This window comes from Gloeotrichia echinulata CP02, assembly GCA_038087035.1.
GTDB lineage: Bacteria > Cyanobacteriota > Cyanobacteriia > Cyanobacteriales > Nostocaceae > Gloeotrichia > Gloeotrichia echinulata.
In genome coordinates, this window is sequence record CP051187.1 from 6,491,885 (window position 1) to 6,513,386 (window position 21,502).

Consider the following 21,502-nt stretch of genomic DNA (forward strand, 5'->3'; position numbering starts at 1 on the left):
TTAATGTGTTTGTTTTACCTTCTACTGAGGATAAATTGGGGCACTTATGGAACCTATTGATTGCCTGTGCTACACCCTGTGTTTCCTTCAATATTGATTGCTGCGACATCGTATATGCTTGATGAGAAGAAGATAAAAAATAAAGCCGGTTATCGTCATAAAAACCTATTTAGGGGTTGCTGAATAAAGGTGTAATGTAGCCCATGTAAGGAATTCCAGCCTTTTTTCACCAAACAAGTGCAAGGTTATAACATCTAAAGTCTCAAAACCCTTGCGCTTTCGTTAGCGAGCGCTGGGTAAATTTGGAAACTGAGCAATGAAACAACCATTTTGCAATCTGTGTGGCTTCTAGATTCGCTTTAGAGACTTATTCAGCAAGCCCTATTTATCGAAGACCAATTTCGTTAAATTTGTAAATACCAAAAAATGATTATCAATTTATGATAAAAACCTGCCGTCTAGCTGTACTAATGACCTGCCATAACCGCCGAGCAAAAACTTTAGCTTGTTTGCAAGCTTTATTTCAGCAGGAACTATCGTCAAATGTAGAAATTCAAGTCTACTTAGTAGATGACGGTAGCACTGATGGTACGGGTGAAGCGGTGGGTATTAATTACCCTGTAGTCAAAGTCATTCAGGGAAATGGAAACCTATTTTGGAATGGAGGGATGAGACTAGCCTTCAGCGAGGCTATCAAATCTGACTATGACTACTACATTTGGATCAATGATGACACCACGCTTTATCCAAAAGCTATAGATACTTTGCTGGCAACTTCCCAACATCTAATTCAGCAAGGTTATACACAAGCAATTGTAGTAGGGTCTACCCAAGATCCAATAACTGGTGTATTGAGCTATGGAGGTGTGATTAATAGTTCTTGGTGGCATCCTCTTAAGTTTGATCTAGTCGAACCTAGTGAAGAGGCAAAACCTTGTCTAACAGTAAATGGCAACTGCGTCCTTATATCTCGACAGGTAGTGCAAGTAGTAGGTAACCTCGATTCATCATTTCTCCATAGCAGTGGAGATTTTGATTACGGACTCAGAAATCATAAGCTAGGTGGCTCAGTTTGGATTGCACCTGGATATATAGGGACTTGCGAATATAATCCCTTACGACAGCAAGCTTGGGAAGAACCAGGTTTAACCCTACCTCAACGATGGGAGAAAATTAACCAACCTAGAGGACTTCCAATTAGGGAATGGAAAGTATTTGCTCATCGACATGCGGGATTACTCTGGATGTTTTACTGGTTACTTCCGTACTTAAGAATGCTGTTTAAGTCAATTTCCCACAGGTTAGTAATAGATTAATTAGTTCTTATACCAATTTTATGTGAGTCTGCACATTAACGCCCTTAGGTAAGCCACTCACTCAAAAGCAAATCCTGCCTACGCATGGTAATTATGTGCATCTTCATAGATAATTGGTTTTAATTATTAAAACGTCAATGTGGATGAAATATGAACAATATCAATAAATCTCGTATTGCTCTAATCCTTCCCACAGTGGAGTTAGGAGCCTATTGGCAGCCAGTTTTGGATGAACTCGCAAAGTTATCGGAAAAAGTGGTTCTTTACACAGGTCGTCCTTGGCCTGGTTTTGATTCGCAGATTTTGGACAATTCTGTGGTCCAAGTAGTTGGAAAAACCAAAAGACTAACGATAAATAAAGATAAAAGTGACTATGGTGGTGGCTTAATGTATTTATCATTAGGAATTGTTCGTTATCTATTTCAATTTAAACCCGATGTGATTATTGCAAGTGGTTTCTCTGTTTGGACGCTATTAGCTTTGCTACTTAAACCCGTCGGTAAATGGCGACTTGTAATTGCCTGGGAGGGTAGTTCACCAAGTGTAGACTTCAGAAACTCGAAAGTTCGTTTGTTGTTCAGGAGCATAATGGCTTCGTTTGCTGATGCATTAATTACAAATACTTATGCTGGCAAAGACTATCTGATAAAATTTCTAGGAGTCAAAGAAGATAAAATTCGAGCTAGACCATACATGGTGCCTGACATAAAAACTCTATTGCAGACACTTAGAAGTTCTGATGCTAAATGTATTGATTCATGGCGAAAACAGCCAGTTTTTCTTTATGTAGGTCGCATAGAACAAAGAAAAGGACTTCACCAACTGCTGCAAGCTTGCAGTATCCTAAAAAAACAAGGACATTACAACTATACCTTGTTAGTAGTGGGTAAAGGACCTCAGCAAGAAGAACTGGAGAGCTTGTGTCAAGCAGAGGATCTGCAAGATTGTGTAAAGTGGATAGGATGGATTGACTATAGCAGTCTAGGGCTATATTTTAGCAATGCGGATGTTTTTGTTTTCCCCACTCTAGAAGATACTTGGGGAATGGTTGTTCTAGAAGCAATGGCTTTTGGTAAGCCTATTTTGTGTTCAAAGTGGGCAGGTACATCTGAAGTACTTGTTGACAGGGAAAATGGTTATGTTTTTGATCCACACCATCCAGAAACACTTGCTGAAGCTATGAAGACCCTCATAGACAACCCTAAGCTCATTTCCTCAATGGGTCAAAAATCACAGCAATTAATATCCGAACATACTCCTGAAGCAGCGGCCAAATTTTTTGTTGATATTGCGTTTCTAGTTTCACAAAGGTAACTTTCAAGAAGCACATTAGACTCACTCGTACGAAAATTTGCAACACCCTCTGAGCCAGGCTTTGGACAGCTTTAACTGTTAACCAGAGCCAACTTAAGAATAAGGGCTGAAGCCTGACTCCATATATAAGGTTGTTCGTGAAATCAGTTTGGGCATTCTCAATATTTATGAGGAATAACGGAAAGCCAAAGTTTTTGTATATTTTTTTCTGGAGCAAAATATGTCCGTAGTCATAATTACAGGTTCAGCAGGTTTAATCGGCTCTGAAGCAGTACGATTCTTTTCCCAACTGGGTATGCATGTTGTTGGGATCGACAACGATATTTTTATAACCCTTAACCTCTAAAGCTTTGAGGTTAAGAATTTCAAGAAGCAACAAAACCTGTAATCTTTGACTAGCATTTTAGCACTAATTGATCACAGATCCTAGGTTATTCAGAACTGAGCGTTAAGTATGACATAATATTTTGCCTAAGTTGTATAATAATTATATTTACTGAATAAGTGGAAGTAATATGCTGGCGAATAATAGTGAAGTCATTCCCCTAAAATCACGTAATTTGGTAGGTATGCGAGTTGACGCTACCAGCTATGAGAATGCTACTAAAATAGTTTTAAATTGGGCTAAAGAGAAGAAAAATAGTTACATTTGTGTCGGTAATGTTCATATGGTAATGGAGACTTATGATTCTCCAGAATTCGCTCGAATAGTAAATAATTCTGATTTAGTTACACCTGATGGAATGCCTCTTGTATGGGCATTAAAAATGTTTGGTATTAATTATGCATCAAGAGTTTACGGTCCAACATTGACTTTACACATTTGTCAAGCATCTGCTGAACAAGCGGTTCCTATTGGTCTTTATGGTGGAACTCCAGAAAGCTTAAAAACATTTACTAGTTTTTTAAATCAGCGTTTTCCTGGAATCAAAATTGTATGTCAAATTTCTCCTCCTTTTCGTTCACTTACTCCTGAAGAAGATGCTGGTTACACAGCACAAATTGTTGAATCCGGGGCACAAATCCTTTTTGTTGGTATTGGTTGTCCCAAGCAAGAGTATTGGATGGCTGCACATAAAGATAAAATTCCAGCGGTAATGCTTGGTGTAGGAGCAGCTTTTGATTTTCATTCAGGAAGAGTAAAGCAAGCACCTATTTGGATACAGAATATGGGGTTAGAATGGCTGTTTAGATTCTCTAGAGAACCAAAAAGATTGTGGAAGCGATATTTATTCAACAATCCTAGATTCATCCTGTTCCTTGTACTACAATGGATAGCAAGTATATTTAGTATTAAGTTATTTAAAACAAATTCATAGTTACTAACCCAAGTTGCGAGTTATCGGAACGGATCAAGGCTTCAGGTGCAAATGTTGTATTTTTGGGTCTAACCCTCTCCTAACCGATATCAATACCCGCTGCATTTGGGTTGATTGGTCTTAGAGGATGTTTCATTCGCACTTGGTTTATGGGAAGGGGATTTGGACTTTGGTGTTTTCATCATCAAAGGCTTACTCGCGAATACGGAGTCATACTAGCAATTGGAGGTGTGCCCTGACCTTGGTTGACGGATGAATACAGTCTCCTAAACGGAATAATGGTAGCAACCATTTCACCAATGTCATAACCGTCTCAACCCAGAACCAAGCTTCTGTACGGGCGACAAAGCACCATTGGGGGATCTGTCTTAACTGTCAAGACACAATAAAAGTGTAATTTTTTTCCCTGCATCTTAATTTTGTTTCTTCCATCCATAACGGAAGCCAGCGCGTCCGTAAACAGCTTCTGTCAGTCTCCGAAAACATTTGCCATTTCTGAGTTCTAGAGCTTTTGCATACGAAGCGTTCGCCAGATTTTTTCTAATAACAAATACAACACCCATTTTTTTCTAGTAAGATAGCTTGTATTAATTGCCTGATGAGGCTTCTAGTGATCGCTCTCTCGGAAAGTGAAACAAGAGAGCTAAGTGCCTTTGATTTTCATGCTGGTACATTACCGCAGGCCCCCCTACCGTCTTGTCTATTTACCTGACAATCCCTATAAGCTATGACACAGGGACTTACAGCCCCTGGCGTATCTGTTCGTACTGTGTAAATCTATAAATACTTGGTTATTTTGGTTGTGGATGACATGGCTGTGCAATATATAAGTCAACCCAACCTACGAAAGATAAAATTCCCAATCTTTGCTATCTTATATCATGCATCAATAAAAGTTGATGTATTTTTATGACTCCGTATTAAACAAAAAACTTTGATTTAGCGATAAAAGTCAAGACATATAAGTATATTCTCTACACAATTTTTACATTGTAACAGGTTATAATGTTACGTACAAAATCTGAATTTAAAGTTCTGGCAAAGTTTGCTCACTTTTGCTATATGCTTAATAATAATCTGTATAATAAAAACCAATACTGATGTGGAAATTTCCTGTTATTTGTAATCCAAGGTGAAGTAGCCCTGATGAGCTACTTACACCAGTAAGAAGCATAAAAAAACTTCCCTACCCCCACCGTCCCCTGATTTTTCACATCACTCAGTAAAACCTCTATCCAACCTTCTCTTTTTATTGGGGAGAATCTGGAAATTTCACCGATTCCCTTGTAGGTAAGGGGTGCGTGAGGGCACGAAATGTTGATAAAATCACAAAAAACCTGGGTATACCAAATATCTACAACACAGAAAGGATAGAACTAATGACAACAAAATCTCTGCCGTTAATTAATCCTAGACCGGACTTAAGAGCATCTCAAGGGAATAAGATTCAGAGAGGATTAGCCATTAGGATAATCCGCATAGTAACACTAATTTTAATAGATGCTATTTCTCTGGCATTAGCTTGGAAATTGGCGATATTTTATGGCAATCCCTTAGACTCGACTTGGACAGAAAAATCGCCATTTTTAGCGCTAATAATTGCCGTGGCAATAGGTATGATGGCAGACAAAAGCCTTTATAATGCGGGAATTAATCGTCGTCAATATACCCAGGTGATAAAAACCATCTCAATGGCGGCATTTTTCCTATTATTGATTGCCTTCGTTTACGAACCTAATCACTATTTACTACGAGCAACTTTTCTACTGTTTTGGATGTTATCTATAGCCTTCATATGTACTGGTCGCTTTATATTTGATGTGGCGACTAAAGGGGTTCGTGAAGCTGGAGGAGTTCGTTATCCTATTTTTCTGATCACGGATGCAGAAGACCAAGAGAGTAGCATCAGATTAATCAACCAAGAGAACTGCTACACTCTTCTGGGAGTGTCTGAAGCTAGCTCGTTGGATAGAGATAACCGCGAAGCTACTTTAGAATTTCTTCGTAAAGAAGGTATTGTAGAGGTTTTTGTCTCTTGGAATGCCATTAAAAACCGTCTATTTATTTCTTGGCATTTCCTGAGTGCTGGAATTACCCTACGAATTCTGCCAACAGAGAGGGAAGTCCTACCGCCTAAAACTATATTGTGGATGATTGGACAAGTACCATGTCTGACAATTCCAGCACCAATTCTCGCAGGTAGCGATTTTTGGTTAAAGCGGTATTTCGACCTAATTTGTGCGGCGATATTGTTATTAGTGCTATCACCTGTTTATCTCGTAGTTGCTGTCCTAATTAAGCTAGATTCTCCCGGACCAGTATTTTTCAAGCAAAACCGAATTGGTCTACATGGTCAGCAATTCAAGATCTGGAAGTTCCGGACAATGATTGTAAATGCAGAGAAGGTACAAGCATCCCTAGAAGCCAAGAATGAAATTAAAGATGGTGTTTTGTTTAAACTCAAAGACGACCCTCGCATCACACGAATTGGTAAATTCCTGCGTCTTTATAGTCTAGACGAATTGCCACAATTGTTTAATGTTTTACTTGGTGAGATGAGTCTAGTCGGTCCGCGTCCCCTCCCTATCCGAGATGTAGAGAAGTTCAAAACAAAGCATTTTATCCGACAAGAAGTTCTACCAGGTATCACAGGATTGTGGCAGGTTTCTGGTCGCTCGGATATCGATAACTTTGAAGATGGGGTGAAATTAGATATCTCCTACATTGAGAATTGGTCGTTCTGGCTAGATCTGGAAATTTTGGTGAAAACTGTGGGTGTTGTCCTGCAAAAGTCAGGCGCGTACTAATACTTAGCTCCGCATCTTCTCAGAAGGGGGAGATGCGGAGATATTACATGTATGTAACGTTTCTAAATCTCCTAAAATTTCCAAAGATAACCTTTTACTGAAATGTTGCCATTTTAGTTAACATCTGGTATGTAGAATTAACATGACTCACATATGTCCTGTTTGTAGAAGCAAAAGTTGTAATTAGGACTTACGCAAGATGTGACTGAAACCCTCATTCTTACGTAGCGGTAATTCATGAATTACCGCTACTTTCGTGCTGTTTTGCGTAAATCCTGGTAATATAACTGTGCCTCTCAGGCAGCAAGGACTAAAACAAAAAAACCCGCTGTAGCGGGGTAACACAACAAAACTATGAACTATGAAAACTCGATTTAGCTGAAATGCTTCATTTCAGCTTCCAATTGATGTATTAACTTCTCGTCGCCATTCGCTCTGGCTACTTCCAGGCGATGCTTTAGGCTTCTTTGAATATTCTGTCTATGCGCCTCTTGTGCTTTTGTCGCCGCCTGTAGTCTATTGTTGCCCATAGTGATTACCTTTTAAATTTTCGTCTTATTGTCTTGTATTCTTAACATAACACATATTTCGTAGCTTTTGTTACAGAAAATCTGGATTTAATACATTTTAATAATCTATTCATGTTAGACAACTAAATCGGTCAACAAGGAATGCTGACGTTACTCAGTGATTTTGGCGATCGCGATGTGTATGTAGGCGTAATCAAAGGAGTAATCGCCCAAATCAACCCCAGGCTAAGAATAGTAGACTTAACCCACCAAATTTCCCCCCAAAACATCGCCGCAGCCAGATTTTGCCTGATGAACGCTTACCCCTATTTCCCGATGGGGACAGTCCATGTGGCGGTAGTAGATCCGGGAGTGGGAAGTACGCGAAGGGCGATCGCCGTAGAATTTGCTCAGGGGTTTTTGGTGGGGCCAGATAATGGCATATTTAGTGGGGTACTCAGTCAAACTTCAGTAATTACCGCCGTCGAATTGACAAATCTTAATTATTGGAGAACTCCTCAACCAAGCAGGACATTCCACGGTAGAGATATCTTTGCACCAGTAGGGGCAAATCTCGCCAGTGGTCTCCCCCTCCAACAGCTAGGAAGAGAAATTGATCCCAGCACTTTGGTACAGATGGATTTAGGCGACTGCACCCAGACAACAACCGGTGTAGTGGGTTACATTCAATATATTGACCACTTTGGTAACTTAGTCAGCAACATTCCCGCCAGTTACGTCCAAGATAAAGCTTGGAGTGTGAAAGTAGCTGGATTAACTATACCAGGGTGTGAAACTTACAGTAATGTTAGAGCAGGAGAGGCGATCGCTTTAATTGGTAGCCACGGTTGGGTAGAAATAGCCATCAATAGCCGGAATGCACACCTGCAGTTGCATATAAACTTGCAAGATAGACTGGAAGTCATTAGTCAGTAGTCAAGAGTCAAGAGTCAAGAGCTTATACAGTTTCACTTTAATCATGATACCAATACATTGCTAGGGGCACGGCATTGCCGTGCCCCTACCGCGTGGTCTATTTACTTGAAAATGGCTGTAAACTAGTTACTAGGGACTACCCCTAACTCCCAACTCCCAACTCCCAACTCCTAACTCCTCACTGGTTGACTATGACTACACAAACACTATCTCCATCAGAAGTATATCAAGGTCAGTTTGGGGAATTTACAATTACTCAGAGCGATCGCCTGGGTGTGATTATCTACCGCACTGGCTTAATGGTAGCCGCACTGACCTTTGGGATAGGTAGCGCTTTGGTATTGCTAGAAAATAACCCAAATGTTTTCACCACACTGACGCCTTTATATGCTTGTTTTAGCCTGGCTCTCGGTGTCAGTTTATTTACTATCCATATATATATGGTATTATTGCAGCGAGCATTGCAAGTTTTTTGGGCGATTGGAAGCATTACATCACTGGTACTGGCACTGACTAGCAGTACACCTTTAGCTGTCACTGTTTACAATCAACCTCTGACATTATTCGGCATTGGTTTTACCTTTGTGGCTTTAACAGGCATTTATTTCAAAGAAGCTTTCTGCTTCAATCGTCTGGAAACCAAGGTATTAACCGTCACCGTGCCGCTATTATTGCTGGGTCATTTGGTGGGGATTTTACCAACTCAGTGGGAACAGATTTTATTAGCAATTTGGGCGATTTTGTTTTTGGTGTTTGCTTTGCGGAAAACAATACAAGAAATGCCGGCGGATATAGGCGATAAGTCTGTATTTACTTATTTGAAAAAACAGCGTTTAGCAAAGGTTTAATGTTAAAAAAGAGTCGCCAGCGGCCAAAAATTCCCAAAATTCGGCTGATAAAACGCCGAGAAATCTGGACACTTACACTTTGGGGATGGGGAATTGCGAGCATTTTAGTCGCATCTTTAATATTTTTTATTATTACTCATGTACAACCATTTCTAGCAGTAACTTCCCCCATAAAATCAGCAGAATTATTGGTTGTAGAAGGATGGCTACCAGACTATGCAATCCAACAAGCCTTGACTGAATTTAAAAGTGGTGCTTATCGGCAAATAATTACTACAGGAGGCACCATAGACAAAGGAAGTTATCTGATTCCATACAAAAATTTTGCCGAAGTCTCAGCACTCACCTTCAAAAAACTAGGACTAGAAACAGACAAGGTGATAGCTGTTCCCACACCTTTTGTAATTAAAGATCGTAGTTATGAATCTGCAGCCGAATTTGGGCGGTGGCTATCCAAGGCAAATTTCCAGATAGAATCAATTAATCTGTTTTCCGGGGACGTTCATACTCGCAGGAGTTGGCTATTATTCAAAAAAGTACTTGCTCCCAAAATAAAAGTTGGTGTGATTGCTGCGAAAACGCAAGATTACAACCCAAACAAATGGTGGGTTTCCAGCCAAGGTGTACGGTCAGTGATTAATGAAATTATAGCGTATATTTATGCCCAGTTTGTTAATTGGAAAGCCTAATGCCAATTCTATAAAAAAATTGGTAGCAGAAGAAGATTTAGGCAGCATCACAATTTCTTTTAACACGAAATACAAAGCTTTCCTTAAACCTCCGCGTCCCTCCGCGTGAAACTCTGCGATCCTTTGCGTTGAAAAATACAAAACATTTGGGATGCTACCGATATTTACCAGTTCATTAATAATAAGTTTGTAATCAACACTTTAGCCCTAAAGCGGTGACTACGAGCAAATTTTCCTTTTATCTATACCAAAGAAAAATCAGATTCTGTATCCATATCCGGTTCATAACCCTTGCTAAGTTTATCAATTGCGCGATCAATTAAATCTAAACCCTGATGCACATTGTCAACTAAACTTAATTTACCCCGCAAATCAGCCGCACCCACGAAACCTTTAGCATACCAAGTCATGTGCTTACGGGCTTGACGCACACCGCGATCGCCCTTATATTCCCATAAAGCTTGCAAATGTTCTCTAGCGCATTCCAGCAGTTGAATTGGGGTTGGCGCAGGTAACAGTTCCCCGGTTTTGAGGAAATAATCAACTTCTCCCACCAAAAACGGATAACCCAAAGTCCCACGGGAACACATTACCCCATCAGCGCCAGTTTCCTCTAAACATTTCACCGCAGCTGCAACTGAAAAAATATCTCCATTCCCAATAACTGGAATCGAAAGCACTTCCTTTACACGGGCTATCCATTCCCAGCGGGCATTGCCATTATAACCTTGGGCGCGGGTGCGTCCATGCACCGTAATCATTTTCGCCCCAGCATCTTCCATCCGCTTGGCAAAATCGAGAATCGTAATTTCTTGATCGTTCCAGCCAATACGGGTTTTGACTGTTACAGGGACATTCACAGCCTTTACTACTTCCCGCACAATCGCCTCAGCTACTTCTGGTTGTCGCAACAGGGAAGAACCACCACCATTTTTGGTAATTTTATTTACCGGGCATCCCATATTAATATCCACAGTATCAGCGCCTTCTGCTACCGCCTTAACTGCAGCTTGGGCTAAAAAATCGGGACGACAGTCAAACAGCTGAATACTAATCGGACGTTCGTTAGGGTCTACCTCCATTATTTTAGGCAACTGCTTGACATAATGCAACCCCGTGGCATTGACCATTTCGGTGTACAGCATCGACTCTGGCGCATAGCGACGCACCAGACGGCGAAACACCATATCTGTCACCCCAGATAAAGGCGACTGCAAAACTCGGCTTTTGACTTCAAACGTGCCGATTTTCAGAGGTTGGGAGAGTCTAGCTTGGAGAGCGGGGGAGAGGGTTAGCATACAATCGGAGAATTTAGGTTTGAGACCCAACACTTTGATATGTTAGACTTTCCATCAAGATTTTAGTACCTGTTGGCGTCAAATCCCAGCGATCTCGGGGCGATCCTGGCTGCACATATCTTGTCAGTAAACCCTTCGCAGCTAAATTCTTTAACACCACCATCATGTCAGGTTCTCTAGGCACGTCTAGGCGAGAAAGATGATTAGCTATTTCATACCAACTCCAATTTCCCTCGCCTTTGGCGACTAATTCCAGAAGTACTAATTCAAGTTGAGTTACTTTGACTGCGTTTTTCATAAAAATTCCTCCCACTCTTCAATAATATTCAGAGTGAAAAACTCGCAGATGTTTTAGCGCGGTGAAGCAGAACAGGGCTTAAATGATTGGCGCTCTTGTGATTGTACCGCTCTATGTAACCTGTGCGTGCTTTGTGGTGGACTAAAAGACGGCAAACACGACTTTGATGTTACGGTTCACCCCAATTGCTGAAAGTATTAATTCTCATACATTAGACAAAGTGTAAGTAAATCATCGATGAACCGATTAGAGACATACTCAAGTTTGACCGTCCCAAACAAGGTTCGGGAAACCCTCCTTCATGGACCGGCTACAACTGAGCTTCAGTATATATATCAGCATATGGGGTTCTAACCCCAGAAAAGCCAAATCACAAGGTATTTATGCTGGACTGGCTGCTGTTTTTAACCAGTTGGTTCAAAATTTAGTCCTTTATAGTCCCATTCATTCATTTGTAGTTATACGGAGCCAGCACCTAAAATGGCAAAAGTAGTTGGAATAGACTTAGGAACAACGAATTCCTGCGTAGCAGTGATGGAAGGTGGTAAACCCACGGTTATTGCTAATGCAGAAGGTTTCCGCACAACACCGTCAGTTGTGGCATTTGCGAAAAACGGCGATACTTTGGTAGGGCAAATTGCCAAGCGCCAAGCGGTGATGAACCCAGAAAACACCTTCTATTCAGTTAAGCGCTTTATAGGACGGCGCTATGATGAAGTTACAAACGAAGCTACAGAAGTTTCTTATAAAGTACTGAGCAGTGGTGGTAACGTCAAGGTAGACTCTCCCGGTGCTGGTAAACAATTTGCTCCTGAAGAAATTGCTGCTAAGGTTCTCCGCAAACTAGTTGAAGACGCTAGCAAATATCTAGGCGAAACTGTCACACAAGCAGTAATTACTGTTCCAGCCTACTTCAACGACTCTCAACGCCAAGCTACCAAAGATGCTGGTAAAATTGCTGGTGTAGAAGTATTGCGGATTATCAACGAGCCTACCGCCGCTTCTCTGGCTTATGGGTTTGATAAAAAGAGCAATGAAACCATCCTGGTATTTGACCTTGGTGGTGGTACATTCGACGTTTCCGTGCTAGAAGTGGGCGACGGCGTATTTGAAGTATTAGCCACATCTGGTGATACTCACCTCGGTGGTGACGACTTTGATAAGAAAATTGTAGATTTCTTGGCAGAACAGTTTAAAAAAGATGAAGGCATTGACCTCCGCAAAGACAGACAAGCCTTACAAAGGTTGACTGAAGCTGCAGAAAAAGCCAAAATTGAGCTTTCTAGCGTTACCCAAGCCGAAATTAACCTACCATTTATCACCGCTACCCAGGATGGACCCAAGCACCTGGATACCATTCTAACTCGCGCCAAGTTTGAAGAACTCGCCTCAGACTTAATCGACCGTTCACGTATCCCTGTAGAAAACGCCCTCAGAGATGCAAAGTTAACCAAAAACGATATTGATGAAGTGGTATTGGTGGGTGGTTCTACCCGGATTCCCGCAGTCCAAGAGTTAGTTAAGCGGATTTTGGGTAAAGATCCAAACCAAAGCGTTAACCCCGATGAAGTGGTAGCAGTTGGTGCTGCTATTCAAGCGGGTGTTTTAGCGGGTGATGTTACGGGCATCTTATTGTTAGATGTAACACCACTATCCTTGGGTGTAGAAACCTTGGGTGGTGTGATGACCAAAATTATCCCCCGTAATACCACAATTCCGACCAAGAAATCGGAAGTCTTCTCCACCGCTGTGGATGGTCAAACCAACGTAGAAATTCACGTCCTTCAAGGTGAACGGGAATTCTCTAATGATAACAAGAGCTTGGGAACCTTCCGCTTAGATGGCATTCCCCCAGCACCACGCGGCGTCCCCCAAATTGAAGTTACCTTTGACATCGACGCCAACGGTATCCTCAACGTCACCGCTAAGGACAAAGGTACTGGTAAAGAACAGTCCATCAGCATTACTGGGGCTTCGACCTTAGATAAATCTGACGTTGACCGGATGGTCAGAGAAGCTGAACAAAACGCTTCTAGTGACAAAGAACGTCGCGAGAAAATTGAACGCAAAAACCAAGCCGACTCCTTAGCATACCAAGCCGAGAAGCAGCTGCAAGAATTGGGCGATAAAGTTCCCGCTGCTGACAAAACCAAAGTTGAAGGTTTGGTCAAAGATATCCGGGAAGCTGTAGCCAAGGAAGACGACGAGCAAATCAAGAAGCTGACACCAGAACTACAACAAGCGCTATTCGCTGTTGGTAGCAACATCTATCAACAAGCTGGTGGTGCTGCTCCTGGTGGCCCTAGCCCTGGCGATGGTGGACCGACTCCCCCCTCTGGTGGCGGTGATGATGTGATTGACGCTGATTTCACTGAAACCAAATAATTTCCTGTTTGGGGATGCTGCAGGACTTTTTAGGCATCCCATCCTTATCTCATATTACCCATCTAAGCATTTGCTTGGGTGGGGATTTTTTTATTTATATTTTTGTCTCACGCATTCGGCATATAATCGTAGGGGCATCAGCACCGCTGTGCCCCAACCCACTAGATAAAATCACGCAAAATCTCTGACTTACAGAACATTTCATCAAGGTCTATAGGCGTTATTCTGGCGATTGTTTACTATCCTCATCTTGATATGCTTTGATTTTGGCATATAAACTGGCAACGGTTTCTTGAGCAAACAGTTTTTCTTTAACTTGCAAATAGTCGCCTTCACTTAGTTTACACGTCGCCCAAAATTTCATTACCTTCGATGGTTCTAAGTGAGTAAATAAAACCTGCATTACCTCTTGAATATTTTCTTGTTCATTAATCACTTTAATTTTCATTTTTTTCTCTACAAATGCGATATTCGTAGCTTACCGTAGGTATCGCAATTCCACCCATCTCTCAACCATCGCAGACTTAGGCGTAGCCCTTCTGTGATATCCCTCTCCATCCCACCGCCAAACACCATCATTATATAAATAATCGTAGGGGCATCAGCACCGCTGTGCCCCAACCCACTAGATAAAATCACGCAAAATATCTCATTGACAGAAGATTTAAAAGGCAATATCGCTCTCCATCCTACCGCATAACGCCATCATTCACCCTCAAAACGAGAACATTCTCACTTGAAACGAGAACATTCTCACTTGAAACGAGAACATTCTCACTTGAAACGAGAACATTCTCACTTGAAACGAGAACATTCTCACTTGAAACGAGAACATTCTCACTTGAAACGAGAACATTCTCACTTGAAACGAGAACATTCTCACTTGAAACGAGAACATTCTCACTTGGAACACCAAACTTCGAGTTCCGAACACCAAACGAAATAATTATCATGTCTATTGAATTATTCCGATTCCGGTTCTTCGCTAATTTTTGTTAAACTCGCTTGACAAGCTGCCAAATTTTCACGCACTGTAATACTATTGGGATAATTCCCTCTAAGCGTTGCTCACAAATTGCCAGAGCTTGGAGGTAGAAAGGTTCAGCTTCCCTGTATCTTCCTTGGGAGTCGTAGAGATACGCCAAATTGTTGAGGCTAGTTGCAACATCAGGATGTTCATCACCCAGCAGGCGTCGCCTTAATTCTAAAGCGTAAAAGAAAGGTTATTATAGAGTGTGTAGGAGCTATAATGACCTCTTTACAAGCAGTTGGTCAAATGCTATGACCACTATTCAACTAGAGGCTGAAGATGAGGCAAACAAGACAACTCACTGCGATTATTGAGCGTGAGGGAGATGGATATGTATCCCTTTGTCCAGAACTCGATATTGCCAGCCAAGGCGATACTATTGAAGAAGCACGAAATAATCTGCTTGAAGCATTAGAACTCTTTTTTGAGACGGCTGATCCCTCGGAAGTTCAGGAACGGCTAAAAACAGAAGTCTTTATCACGCGCTTAGAGGTGAGTGTTGGGTAAGTTGCGGGTGCTTTCGGGTCGGGAAGTGTGCCAAATTCTAGAGCAGCATAGGTTTGTGCAAGTGCGTCAGCGCGGTAGCCATATTATTATGCAGCAAAGAACAGAAGACTCAACAATTACTGTTCCTGTCCCTGATTATGACGAACTTCGCGTGGGCACTTTGCGGTCTATTATTCGCCAGTCTGGATTACCCCGCAGTTTGTTTGAGGTAAATTAAGGGATTTCCCACAAATAAATTATCCTATCTTGTGGGGTGGACATCCAGCCGTTAAATAGCCGTTCTACTGCAATAATTGATGTAAAAAGAACGCAAGGGCTGCACTACCTAAAGGAACTGTCAAATTGTCAATCCCTAAAAACGAAACAGCTTCTAAGGCAGTAGCGACTACAGCCACTATTAACGATATCACCCAAGTCTGCCAGATATTACCTTGCACACCCAGGAAAATTAAATTACTAACGATATAACTAACCAGCGTCATAGTCAAAGAACCTTCCCAGCTTTTTTGCCCCCCAAAGACCTTATACTTATGCTTACCAAAACGCTGCCCAATTAAGGCTGCTAGTCCATCTCCCCAGGTCATCACCAAAATTCCTAGGGCTGCGTATTGTGGTTGTTGCAAATACCAGAAGTAAGCAACTAAAATACCGAAACTGACAGAGTAAAAAAATGTCCCCAAACTTTGGCGTCCAACGCTATTAATACCAGGGAGAATGGGAAATCGGTAAGATAATAAAGTAACTACACTCGCTACAATTGAAGCGGTAATACCGACAATTGCCGGGATATCTAGCCACCAAGCGAGTAAAATTACATTCCCAGTACCAATATGAACTATTTTGCGTATAATTTCTGGATCGTCATTGACAAAGCGTTTTACTCCCCATGAGATGATGAGGATGAGTAACACCCAAGCTGCAACGATCGCAATTTGCAGCCATATGGGGGAAATTGACTCGAAACCGGGAAATGTACTCAACTCAAGATGCTGCTGGAAAATTTTTACCTTTGTTACTACTCTATAAGATTTAGGTGACGCCTATGAAACTATTATTTATTTCCCTGATTCGGGGCTACCGGATGTTTATTTCCCCACTGTTTCCTCCGACTTGTCGCTTTCAACCCACTTGTTCAATGTACGCCATTCAAGCCATTGAACGATTTGGCCCCTGGCGCGGTAGCTGGATGGGTTTGCGGCGCATCTTCCGCTGTCATCCATTTCATCCCGGTGGTTATGATCCAGTCCCAGAGGAAAGGGGAAAAGAGGGGGGACAAATGAGTAATGAGTAATGAGTAATGAGTAATGAGTAATGAGTAATGAGTAATGAGTAATGAGTAATGAGTAATGAGTAATGAGTAATGAGTAATGAGTAATCAGTAATGAGTAATGAGTAATGAGTAATGAGTAATGAGTAATGAGTAATGAGTAATCAGTAATGAGTAATGAGTAATCAGTAATGAGTAATGAGTAATGAGTAATGAGTAATGAGTAATGAGTAATCAGTAATGAGTAATGAGTAATGAGTAATGAGTAATCAGTAATGAGTAATGAGTAATGAGTAATGAGTAATGAGTAATGAGTAATCAGTAATGAGTAATGAGTAATGAGTAATGAGTAATCAGTAATGAGTAATGAGTAATGAGTAATGAGTAATGAGTAATGAGTAATCAGTAATGAGTAATGAGTAATGAGTAATGAGTAATGAGTAATGAGTAATCAGTAATGAGTAATGAGTAATGAGTAATGAGTAATCAGTAATGAGTAATGAGTAATGAGTAATGAGTAATGAGTAATGAGTAATGACAACTGACAACTGACAAATGACAAATGACAACTGATAACTGACAAATGAGACCCTATCACAATATCCCGATTATTGAGTGTAGTGAGCCACTGGTAGCCATTCCGTTGGAACTGTTTGCGGTGGAATCGCCCCATCCTTATGAAAAGCTTGGTGCTGACTATGGGGGACATTCTCCCTATTATTTGCGCCAAAGTGTAATTGAGAACCTGATCCAAGCCCAAAATTATTTACAATTAGAGTGTCCTAACTGGCACATTCAAATTTTTGATGCCTATCGACCAGTAGCTGTGCAGCAGTTTATGGTTGATTATAGTTTTGCAGAAGCTTTGCAGCAACGGGGGCTGACTGAGGAAGAGTTATCACCAAACCAACGTCAAGAGGTTTGGGAAGCGGTTTATCAAATTTGGGCTGTACCGAGTTTAGATGAAAAAACTCCCCCGCCCCATAGTACCGGTGCGGCGGTAGATGTTACCCTAGTGGATGATCTAGGACAAATTGTGAATATGGGTTCACCAATAGATGAAATGTCACAGCGATCGCTTCCCGATTACTATGGCAATAGTGAACATCCACAGGCACAACAGTATCATGCCTATCGCCAGTTGTTAAACGATGTTATGCTAAAAGCTGGATTTCAACGCAATCCCAGGGAATGGTGGCATTTTTGCTTTGGTGATCAAATGTGGGCTTGGTTGAATAATCAATCTCATTCAAATAATGCTTTTACCGCACGCTATGGGCGTCTGGTATAGCAATTTGTCTAATTCATGATGATATCACTACCTAAGCATCATCATGAATGAGACAGAATACTAAGTACAATATTTCATTAATTCGTAGCGAATTCTCTGCGCTCCTCTGCGCTCCTCTGCGTTTAAATTTTCACCCTCAATGCGCCACGATTTTACCCAAAGCTGTACTAGGAATCTTGAGGATTGAGGCTAATCATCTGCCACGTGGTATAAGTACCGATGGGACTCCAAAGCAAATAAGGAACTAGTAACAGTGCAGCCCAACCAGAAATAGGTAACAATGCCAACATCAATAAAGCACAAATAATGAAACCTGTACCACCGATAATTGTACCCGCTTTGAGACTGCGAAGCCTGAACATCACAGGTGTATAGGCAATGGTAAAAACTTCCAAAATCAGATATAAACCCATCAGTAACCAGGTTGCGGTGGTTCCAGGGTTGTGTTCCCAAGCAATATAAGCCGACCAACCACCACAAATAAAGATTACAGTCCAGATGACTGGAATTGCGGACTCAAAAGTTAGCCATCTCGGTCTTTGTAAGCGCTTGAACCACTGGATATCGCTTGGTGTAATCCAGTTAGCCGCCAAGGCGACGACAAAAGCTACACCAGCAATCACTATCCAAGATTTAATCATACTACCATTACCTTTGCGATCGCTTGAATACGAAGCATTGTAGTGCGATTTTGTCAATTTAAATCCTGTTTGCACTTATTACCGTCCCATCCTCCTCTTGCAATCACGCCCTAGATTTCAGCTAATTCTTTCTCTGGATAGGGGTTGCTAGTGAAGACTTTAGTCCTCGTATTCTGCCATAAATTAGAAGCCATAAAATTCGCGCTAAATTTTTGCAGCCCCATCAAATAATCACATGATTTTCACATGATTGTTACACAACTGCCACATTTAGTTGGTAAGCTAATATGAAGCAAACAAAATGTTTGCTCCTCACACCATACCACTGCCCTGTTGTTGTTCAAAAGCGACAGGGCTTTTTTTATAGTTTAAATCTTCAGTTATTTATCTATATTTAAGCAAAATTCGCCATCCAGTGTTGGCTGATACATTTATAAATCTACTATTGAAGTTTTTCTCTATCTAATGGAGGAATTTAGTCAACTCGGATAGATATTTAATATTTATATATTCCGATCACCTGACGAACTTTAACATTACATCTCCATGTTGCTATCTGGCAGCGGGGGATTTTTTTTTCACAACTGAATCCACCAAAAATGGTGATAAAATATTGTAAAGGTAAAAATCAGCCTTTGTAAAATCCTAGTCCGTGCCTAAGTCGTAACGAATTACAAATTACGTACATATGTACTATGGATTACAGTACATACATTGCCCTGGCTCGGCAAACTTTCGACCATGAGGAAATAATTTTTCTTGACTAAAACCGCATTTTTGACATTGATAAGTTACAGCTAAAATCAAGCTGGTTGGCATATTACACATTTCACAGGGTAATCCCTGGATTGTGTCAGTTATATCAAATCCAGGCGCAGAACATTTTGGACATTGACTATTAATCTTTTTTAACAAGTCATGGGTAGCTTTTGCGATATTTTTCATTCGTGTGGGATTATAAAGTGCCCGCATATCGGTGTCAAGATAAACTTTGCCATCCCAGGAATTACTGATGGCAAAATTAACAGATTCTACAAGCTTTGCTTCTGTAGTAATCCCTTTAATTATCTCGCTATTATCTTTAGCTGATGGCTGAAAACTAACAACTAGTCCATGTTCAGGAAAGCCGACTTTTTGAGCAAAATTATATGCTTCGTCAAGATTTTCTACCACACGATGATTAAAATTAGTTTCAGTAGAAAATTCTTCGCCAATAATTTCTAGATCATTTTTTTTATCTAATAAAATGACAATTTCTCTATTAGAATAAATGTAAGGCAGAATCGGATGAGGTGTAAAGCTGCCTTCGCTGGCGATCGCCAGTGTTTCTCCTGTTAAATCCAGGGCTTTTTGTGCTTTCAATTTAGCAGCCGCAATCTGAGTTCCAGGACGTTTTATTTCTCTAGTAAATGTACCAAAAATATCAGTATTAAAATCAGGCGGTACTATAACTTTAATGCCTAATTCTTGCTCAATAATTGGGGCTATCACCCTTTCTTTTTGGTGCATTGTAGCTAGTATAGCCACGCGATTACTAAATAGTCGCTGATTTTGCATCGCTATTTAACCTCATTGAAAATTACAGCCAAATCAATAGGTAAGTAATTAGTAGGTAAGGCAATGCCCAACCTACAAACTGCTATTATTGATGTAGCTAACTTTGTTCTTGTGGAACCTGTCCTATTTGTGCTGTGAGCTTTTCTTTATCAAGCCTACGTTTTTTAGCGTAAAGTTGAATAGAAACAGCCATCAAAATAATTGTGGCAAAAATAACCCAGACAGTGATATCAGTCGGTAGACTATTCTTGAACACAGCCAACAATACAATCACTAATAACATGACTGTAGGTGCTTCATTTAAAGCACGTAACTGCTGACTGGTCCAGTTACATTCATCGACTGCTAACTTTTTCATCAGACGAGAACAGTAGTGATGATAACCAATTAACAGGGAGACAAATAGTAGTTTAAAATGTAGCCAACCTTCTTTTAATACGTCCGGTTCGGTGCTTACTAAACCGATAGCCATCGCTACTGTCACCAACATTCCTGGAGTGGTGATAATATTGTACAGGCGTTTTTCCATAATCTGATACTGATTTTTCAGTATCGTCCTCGCAGGTTCCGGTTCTAGATTAGCTTCAGCGTGATAGATAAACAGGCGTACTAGGTAGAATAATCCAGCAAACCAAACTACAAAGCCGATAATATGAAACGCTTTAAACCACAAATAAGCCATGAATTGTAACCTCCATCAGTGTGCTTGTGATGCCTTTTCAGTTTAAAAAAATCACCATTGCAGCTTTTGATAAAATTATAAATCTAAATTTACTCATAAAAACCAGTAGGGTGCGTTAGGCGTAACGCACCTTAAATTGTCAACTTAACTGAGAATTGATATAATTTAAATTGAAACCTGCCATATTTATCAGCCTGTTTGACTCAACCCTGAATACTAAAAAATGCTAAAAAATCAATTTATCTGCCGAATATTTCATTAACACTAATATTCACATCATGGAAGGCTTGAATTGATAAAGTTTGACCCCTAGCGAACTTCTGAATATGCTGATATCCTGCGGATATTGGTTGTTGATAAACTTCGATAACTTGCTCATAAATATCCACCAACCAAACTTCGATAATATTTGCTTGTGCATATAAAGGAATTTTCACTTCTCTGTCATATTTCACCGTTGAATCTGCGACCTCAATCAGCAAAAATATATCTGAAGGTTGGGGGTGCGCGGTTTCATAAAAATCATCACGGGGTTTAAGTAATGCTACATCTGGCTGAGGTTCTGAGTTCTCGTTCAAAGCAATTGGATTTTGAGAAGCCAGAATAATGCGTTTTCTCAATAACTGAGCCAACAGATTAACTAATCGATTTACACAAGCAGCATGTTTTGTTCCAATAGGTGACATCTCAATAATTTCTCCTCCTATCAGTTCTATCCGGTCATCCGCTGTGAGAATTCCCGAATCAACCATTTTGTGGTATTGCTCAACTGTGAATTTCCGTCTTAGTAATTGTACAGTCATAACTA

Annotated in this window: 25 protein-coding genes; 13 read left to right on the forward strand and 12 right to left on the reverse strand. The window is 40.7% G+C overall.

The genetic code is table 11. The features are described from left to right. Positions 1-440 precede the first annotated feature (440 nt). The 4 genes from HEQ19_28885 (at position 441) to HEQ19_28900 (ending at position 6,756) form a co-directional block, all read left to right on the forward strand. Positions 441-1,316 (forward strand): glycosyltransferase family 2 protein, encoded by an 876-nt coding sequence (locus tag HEQ19_28885; protein ID WYM03681.2) that lies wholly within the window; start codon positions 441-443, stop codon positions 1,314-1,316. A gap of 150 nt (positions 1,317-1,466) precedes the next feature. Continuing rightward, positions 1,467-2,630 (forward strand): glycosyltransferase family 4 protein, encoded by a 1,164-nt coding sequence (locus HEQ19_28890; protein WYM02901.1) that lies wholly within the window; start codon positions 1,467-1,469, stop codon positions 2,628-2,630. A 515-nt stretch (positions 2,631-3,145) separates the two neighbouring features. Next, positions 3,146-3,949, forward strand: a complete 804-nt coding sequence (locus tag HEQ19_28895) for a WecB/TagA/CpsF family glycosyltransferase (GenBank protein WYM03682.2) — start codon at positions 3,146-3,148, stop codon at positions 3,947-3,949. A 1,379-nt stretch (positions 3,950-5,328) separates the two neighbouring features. Further along, positions 5,329-6,756 carry a sugar transferase gene (locus tag HEQ19_28900; protein ID WYM02902.1) on the forward strand — a complete coding sequence of 476 codons (1,428 nt, stop codon included), beginning with the start codon at positions 5,329-5,331 and terminating at the stop codon, positions 6,754-6,756. A gap of 374 nt (positions 6,757-7,130) precedes the next feature. Here HEQ19_28900 and HEQ19_28905 read toward each other — a convergent pair whose 3' ends face one another. Beyond that, on the reverse strand, positions 7,131-7,286 hold the full coding sequence (locus HEQ19_28905) for a hypothetical protein (GenBank protein ID WYM02903.1): 156 nt from the start codon (positions 7,284-7,286) through the stop codon (positions 7,131-7,133). A 141-nt stretch (positions 7,287-7,427) separates the two neighbouring features. Between HEQ19_28905 and HEQ19_28910 the strand changes: the two genes are divergently transcribed. The 3 genes from HEQ19_28910 (at position 7,428) to HEQ19_28920 (ending at position 9,738) form a co-directional block, all read left to right on the forward strand. After that, on the forward strand, positions 7,428-8,201 hold the full coding sequence (locus HEQ19_28910; GenBank protein ID WYM02904.1) for an S-adenosyl-l-methionine hydroxide adenosyltransferase family protein: 774 nt from the start codon (positions 7,428-7,430) through the stop codon (positions 8,199-8,201). Positions 8,202-8,392: 191 nt separating this feature from the next. Further along, a complete protein-coding gene (locus tag HEQ19_28915) occupies positions 8,393-9,049 on the forward strand; it encodes a DUF2301 domain-containing membrane protein (GenBank protein ID WYM02905.1) in 657 nt (218 codons plus the stop codon). After that, the gene (locus HEQ19_28920) at positions 9,049-9,738 is read left to right on the forward strand and encodes a YdcF family protein (protein ID WYM02906.1); all 690 of its coding nucleotides are present in this window, start codon (positions 9,049-9,051) and stop codon (positions 9,736-9,738) included. The genes HEQ19_28915 and HEQ19_28920 overlap by 1 nt, the downstream gene beginning before the upstream one ends. A gap of 242 nt (positions 9,739-9,980) precedes the next feature. Here HEQ19_28920 and dusB read toward each other — a convergent pair whose 3' ends face one another. Continuing rightward, on the reverse strand, positions 9,981-11,036 hold the full coding sequence (dusB, locus tag HEQ19_28925; GenBank protein WYM02907.1) for a tRNA dihydrouridine synthase DusB: 1,056 nt from the start codon (positions 11,034-11,036) through the stop codon (positions 9,981-9,983). A gap of 13 nt (positions 11,037-11,049) precedes the next feature. Next, on the reverse strand, positions 11,050-11,334 hold the full coding sequence (locus HEQ19_28930; GenBank protein ID WYM02908.1) for a hypothetical protein: 285 nt from the start codon (positions 11,332-11,334) through the stop codon (positions 11,050-11,052). Positions 11,335-11,814: 480 nt separating this feature from the next. On the opposite strand from HEQ19_28930, the gene dnaK reads away from it, so the two are divergent. Next, positions 11,815-13,719 (forward strand): molecular chaperone DnaK, encoded by a 1,905-nt coding sequence (gene dnaK, locus HEQ19_28935; GenBank protein ID WYM02909.1) that lies wholly within the window; start codon positions 11,815-11,817, stop codon positions 13,717-13,719. Between the two features lie 220 nt (positions 13,720-13,939). Here the strand turns inward: dnaK and HEQ19_28940 are convergent, their stop codons facing one another. Both HEQ19_28940 and HEQ19_28945 read right to left on the reverse strand, forming a co-directional pair. Then, a complete protein-coding gene (locus tag HEQ19_28940) occupies positions 13,940-14,167 on the reverse strand; it encodes a hypothetical protein (protein WYM02910.1) in 228 nt (75 codons plus the stop codon). Between the two features lie 8 nt (positions 14,168-14,175). Beyond that, a complete protein-coding gene (locus HEQ19_28945) occupies positions 14,176-14,394 on the reverse strand; it encodes a hypothetical protein (protein WYM02911.1) in 219 nt (72 codons plus the stop codon). Between the two features lie 61 nt (positions 14,395-14,455). Between HEQ19_28945 and HEQ19_28950 the strand changes: the two genes are divergently transcribed. Beyond that, complete coding sequence (locus tag HEQ19_28950; GenBank protein WYM02912.1) at positions 14,456-14,665, forward strand: hypothetical protein; 210 nt, start codon at positions 14,456-14,458, stop codon at positions 14,663-14,665. Positions 14,666-14,714: 49 nt separating this feature from the next. Here the strand turns inward: HEQ19_28950 and HEQ19_28955 are convergent, their stop codons facing one another. Next, on the reverse strand, positions 14,715-14,909 hold the full coding sequence (locus tag HEQ19_28955; protein WYM03683.1) for a tetratricopeptide repeat protein: 195 nt from the start codon (positions 14,907-14,909) through the stop codon (positions 14,715-14,717). A 119-nt stretch (positions 14,910-15,028) separates the two neighbouring features. Here HEQ19_28955 and HEQ19_28960 point away from each other — a divergent pair, with 119 nt between their 5' ends. Then, positions 15,029-15,256 (forward strand): type II toxin-antitoxin system HicB family antitoxin, encoded by a 228-nt coding sequence (locus tag HEQ19_28960; protein ID WYM02913.1) that lies wholly within the window; start codon positions 15,029-15,031, stop codon positions 15,254-15,256. 7 nt (positions 15,257-15,263) lie between these two features. Next, positions 15,264-15,473, forward strand: a complete 210-nt coding sequence (locus HEQ19_28965) for a type II toxin-antitoxin system HicA family toxin (protein ID WYM03684.2) — start codon at positions 15,264-15,266, stop codon at positions 15,471-15,473. Between the two features lie 64 nt (positions 15,474-15,537). Here HEQ19_28965 and HEQ19_28970 read toward each other — a convergent pair whose 3' ends face one another. After that, a complete protein-coding gene (locus HEQ19_28970; protein ID WYM02914.1) occupies positions 15,538-16,236 on the reverse strand; it encodes a diacylglycerol/polyprenol kinase family protein in 699 nt (232 codons plus the stop codon). Between the two features lie 62 nt (positions 16,237-16,298). Here HEQ19_28970 and yidD point away from each other — a divergent pair, with 62 nt between their 5' ends. After that, the gene (yidD, locus tag HEQ19_28975) at positions 16,299-16,547 is read left to right on the forward strand and encodes a membrane protein insertion efficiency factor YidD (GenBank protein ID WYM02915.1); all 249 of its coding nucleotides are present in this window, start codon (positions 16,299-16,301) and stop codon (positions 16,545-16,547) included. A gap of 329 nt (positions 16,548-16,876) precedes the next feature. On the opposite strand, the gene HEQ19_28980 is transcribed toward yidD, so the two are convergent. Further along, positions 16,877-17,092, reverse strand: a complete 216-nt coding sequence (locus HEQ19_28980; protein ID WYM02916.1) for a hypothetical protein — start codon at positions 17,090-17,092, stop codon at positions 16,877-16,879. Between the two features lie 14 nt (positions 17,093-17,106). Between HEQ19_28980 and HEQ19_28985 the strand changes: the two genes are divergently transcribed. Continuing rightward, the gene (locus HEQ19_28985) at positions 17,107-17,814 is read left to right on the forward strand and encodes a M15 family metallopeptidase (protein WYM02917.1); all 708 of its coding nucleotides are present in this window, start codon (positions 17,107-17,109) and stop codon (positions 17,812-17,814) included. A 167-nt stretch (positions 17,815-17,981) separates the two neighbouring features. Here HEQ19_28985 and HEQ19_28990 read toward each other — a convergent pair whose 3' ends face one another. The 4 genes from HEQ19_28990 to HEQ19_29005 all read right to left on the reverse strand — a co-directional run bounded on the left by HEQ19_28990 (position 17,982) and on the right by HEQ19_29005 (position 21,497). After that, positions 17,982-18,455, reverse strand: a complete 474-nt coding sequence (locus tag HEQ19_28990) for a TspO/MBR family protein (GenBank protein ID WYM03685.1) — start codon at positions 18,453-18,455, stop codon at positions 17,982-17,984. A 693-nt stretch (positions 18,456-19,148) separates the two neighbouring features. Continuing rightward, the gene (locus HEQ19_28995; protein WYM02918.1) at positions 19,149-20,012 is read right to left on the reverse strand and encodes a DUF6671 family protein; all 864 of its coding nucleotides are present in this window, start codon (positions 20,010-20,012) and stop codon (positions 19,149-19,151) included. A gap of 97 nt (positions 20,013-20,109) precedes the next feature. After that, on the reverse strand, positions 20,110-20,694 hold the full coding sequence (gene hemJ, locus HEQ19_29000; protein ID WYM02919.1) for a protoporphyrinogen oxidase HemJ: 585 nt from the start codon (positions 20,692-20,694) through the stop codon (positions 20,110-20,112). A 239-nt stretch (positions 20,695-20,933) separates the two neighbouring features. Beyond that, entirely contained in the window at positions 20,934-21,497 is a 564-nt protein-coding gene (locus tag HEQ19_29005; protein ID WYM02920.1) for a Uma2 family endonuclease, read from the reverse strand. Positions 21,498-21,502: the final 5 nt, after the last annotated feature.

Coding starts and splice junctions, on each gene's coding strand:
- HEQ19_28885 (WYM03681.2), top strand. CDS start 441: ATGATAAAAACCTGCCGTCTAGCTGTACTAATGACCTGCCATAACCGC.
- HEQ19_28985 (WYM02917.1), top strand. CDS start 17,107: ATGAGACCCTATCACAATATCCCGATTATTGAGTGTAGTGAGCCACTG.
- HEQ19_28930 (WYM02908.1), bottom strand. CDS start 11,334: ATGAAAAACGCAGTCAAAGTAACTCAACTTGAATTAGTACTTCTGGAA.
- HEQ19_28910 (WYM02904.1), top strand. CDS start 7,428: ATGCTGACGTTACTCAGTGATTTTGGCGATCGCGATGTGTATGTAGGC.
- HEQ19_28960 (WYM02913.1), top strand. CDS start 15,029: ATGAGGCAAACAAGACAACTCACTGCGATTATTGAGCGTGAGGGAGAT.
- dusB (WYM02907.1), bottom strand. CDS start 11,036: ATGCTAACCCTCTCCCCCGCTCTCCAAGCTAGACTCTCCCAACCTCTG.
- HEQ19_28920 (WYM02906.1), top strand. CDS start 9,049: ATGTTAAAAAAGAGTCGCCAGCGGCCAAAAATTCCCAAAATTCGGCTG.
- hemJ (WYM02919.1), bottom strand. CDS start 20,694: ATGGCTTATTTGTGGTTTAAAGCGTTTCATATTATCGGCTTTGTAGTT.
- HEQ19_28890 (WYM02901.1), top strand. CDS start 1,467: ATGAACAATATCAATAAATCTCGTATTGCTCTAATCCTTCCCACAGTG.
- HEQ19_28905 (WYM02903.1), bottom strand. CDS start 7,286: ATGGGCAACAATAGACTACAGGCGGCGACAAAAGCACAAGAGGCGCAT.
- HEQ19_28990 (WYM03685.1), bottom strand. CDS start 18,455: ATGATTAAATCTTGGATAGTGATTGCTGGTGTAGCTTTTGTCGTCGCC.
- HEQ19_28995 (WYM02918.1), bottom strand. CDS start 20,012: ATGCAAAATCAGCGACTATTTAGTAATCGCGTGGCTATACTAGCTACA.
- HEQ19_29005 (WYM02920.1), bottom strand. CDS start 21,497: ATGACTGTACAATTACTAAGACGGAAATTCACAGTTGAGCAATACCAC.
- HEQ19_28900 (WYM02902.1), top strand. CDS start 5,329: ATGACAACAAAATCTCTGCCGTTAATTAATCCTAGACCGGACTTAAGA.
- HEQ19_28940 (WYM02910.1), bottom strand. CDS start 14,167: ATGAAAATTAAAGTGATTAATGAACAAGAAAATATTCAAGAGGTAATG.
- HEQ19_28915 (WYM02905.1), top strand. CDS start 8,393: ATGACTACACAAACACTATCTCCATCAGAAGTATATCAAGGTCAGTTT.
- HEQ19_28895 (WYM03682.2), top strand. CDS start 3,146: ATGCTGGCGAATAATAGTGAAGTCATTCCCCTAAAATCACGTAATTTG.
- dnaK (WYM02909.1), top strand. CDS start 11,815: ATGGCAAAAGTAGTTGGAATAGACTTAGGAACAACGAATTCCTGCGTA.
- yidD (WYM02915.1), top strand. CDS start 16,299: ATGAAACTATTATTTATTTCCCTGATTCGGGGCTACCGGATGTTTATT.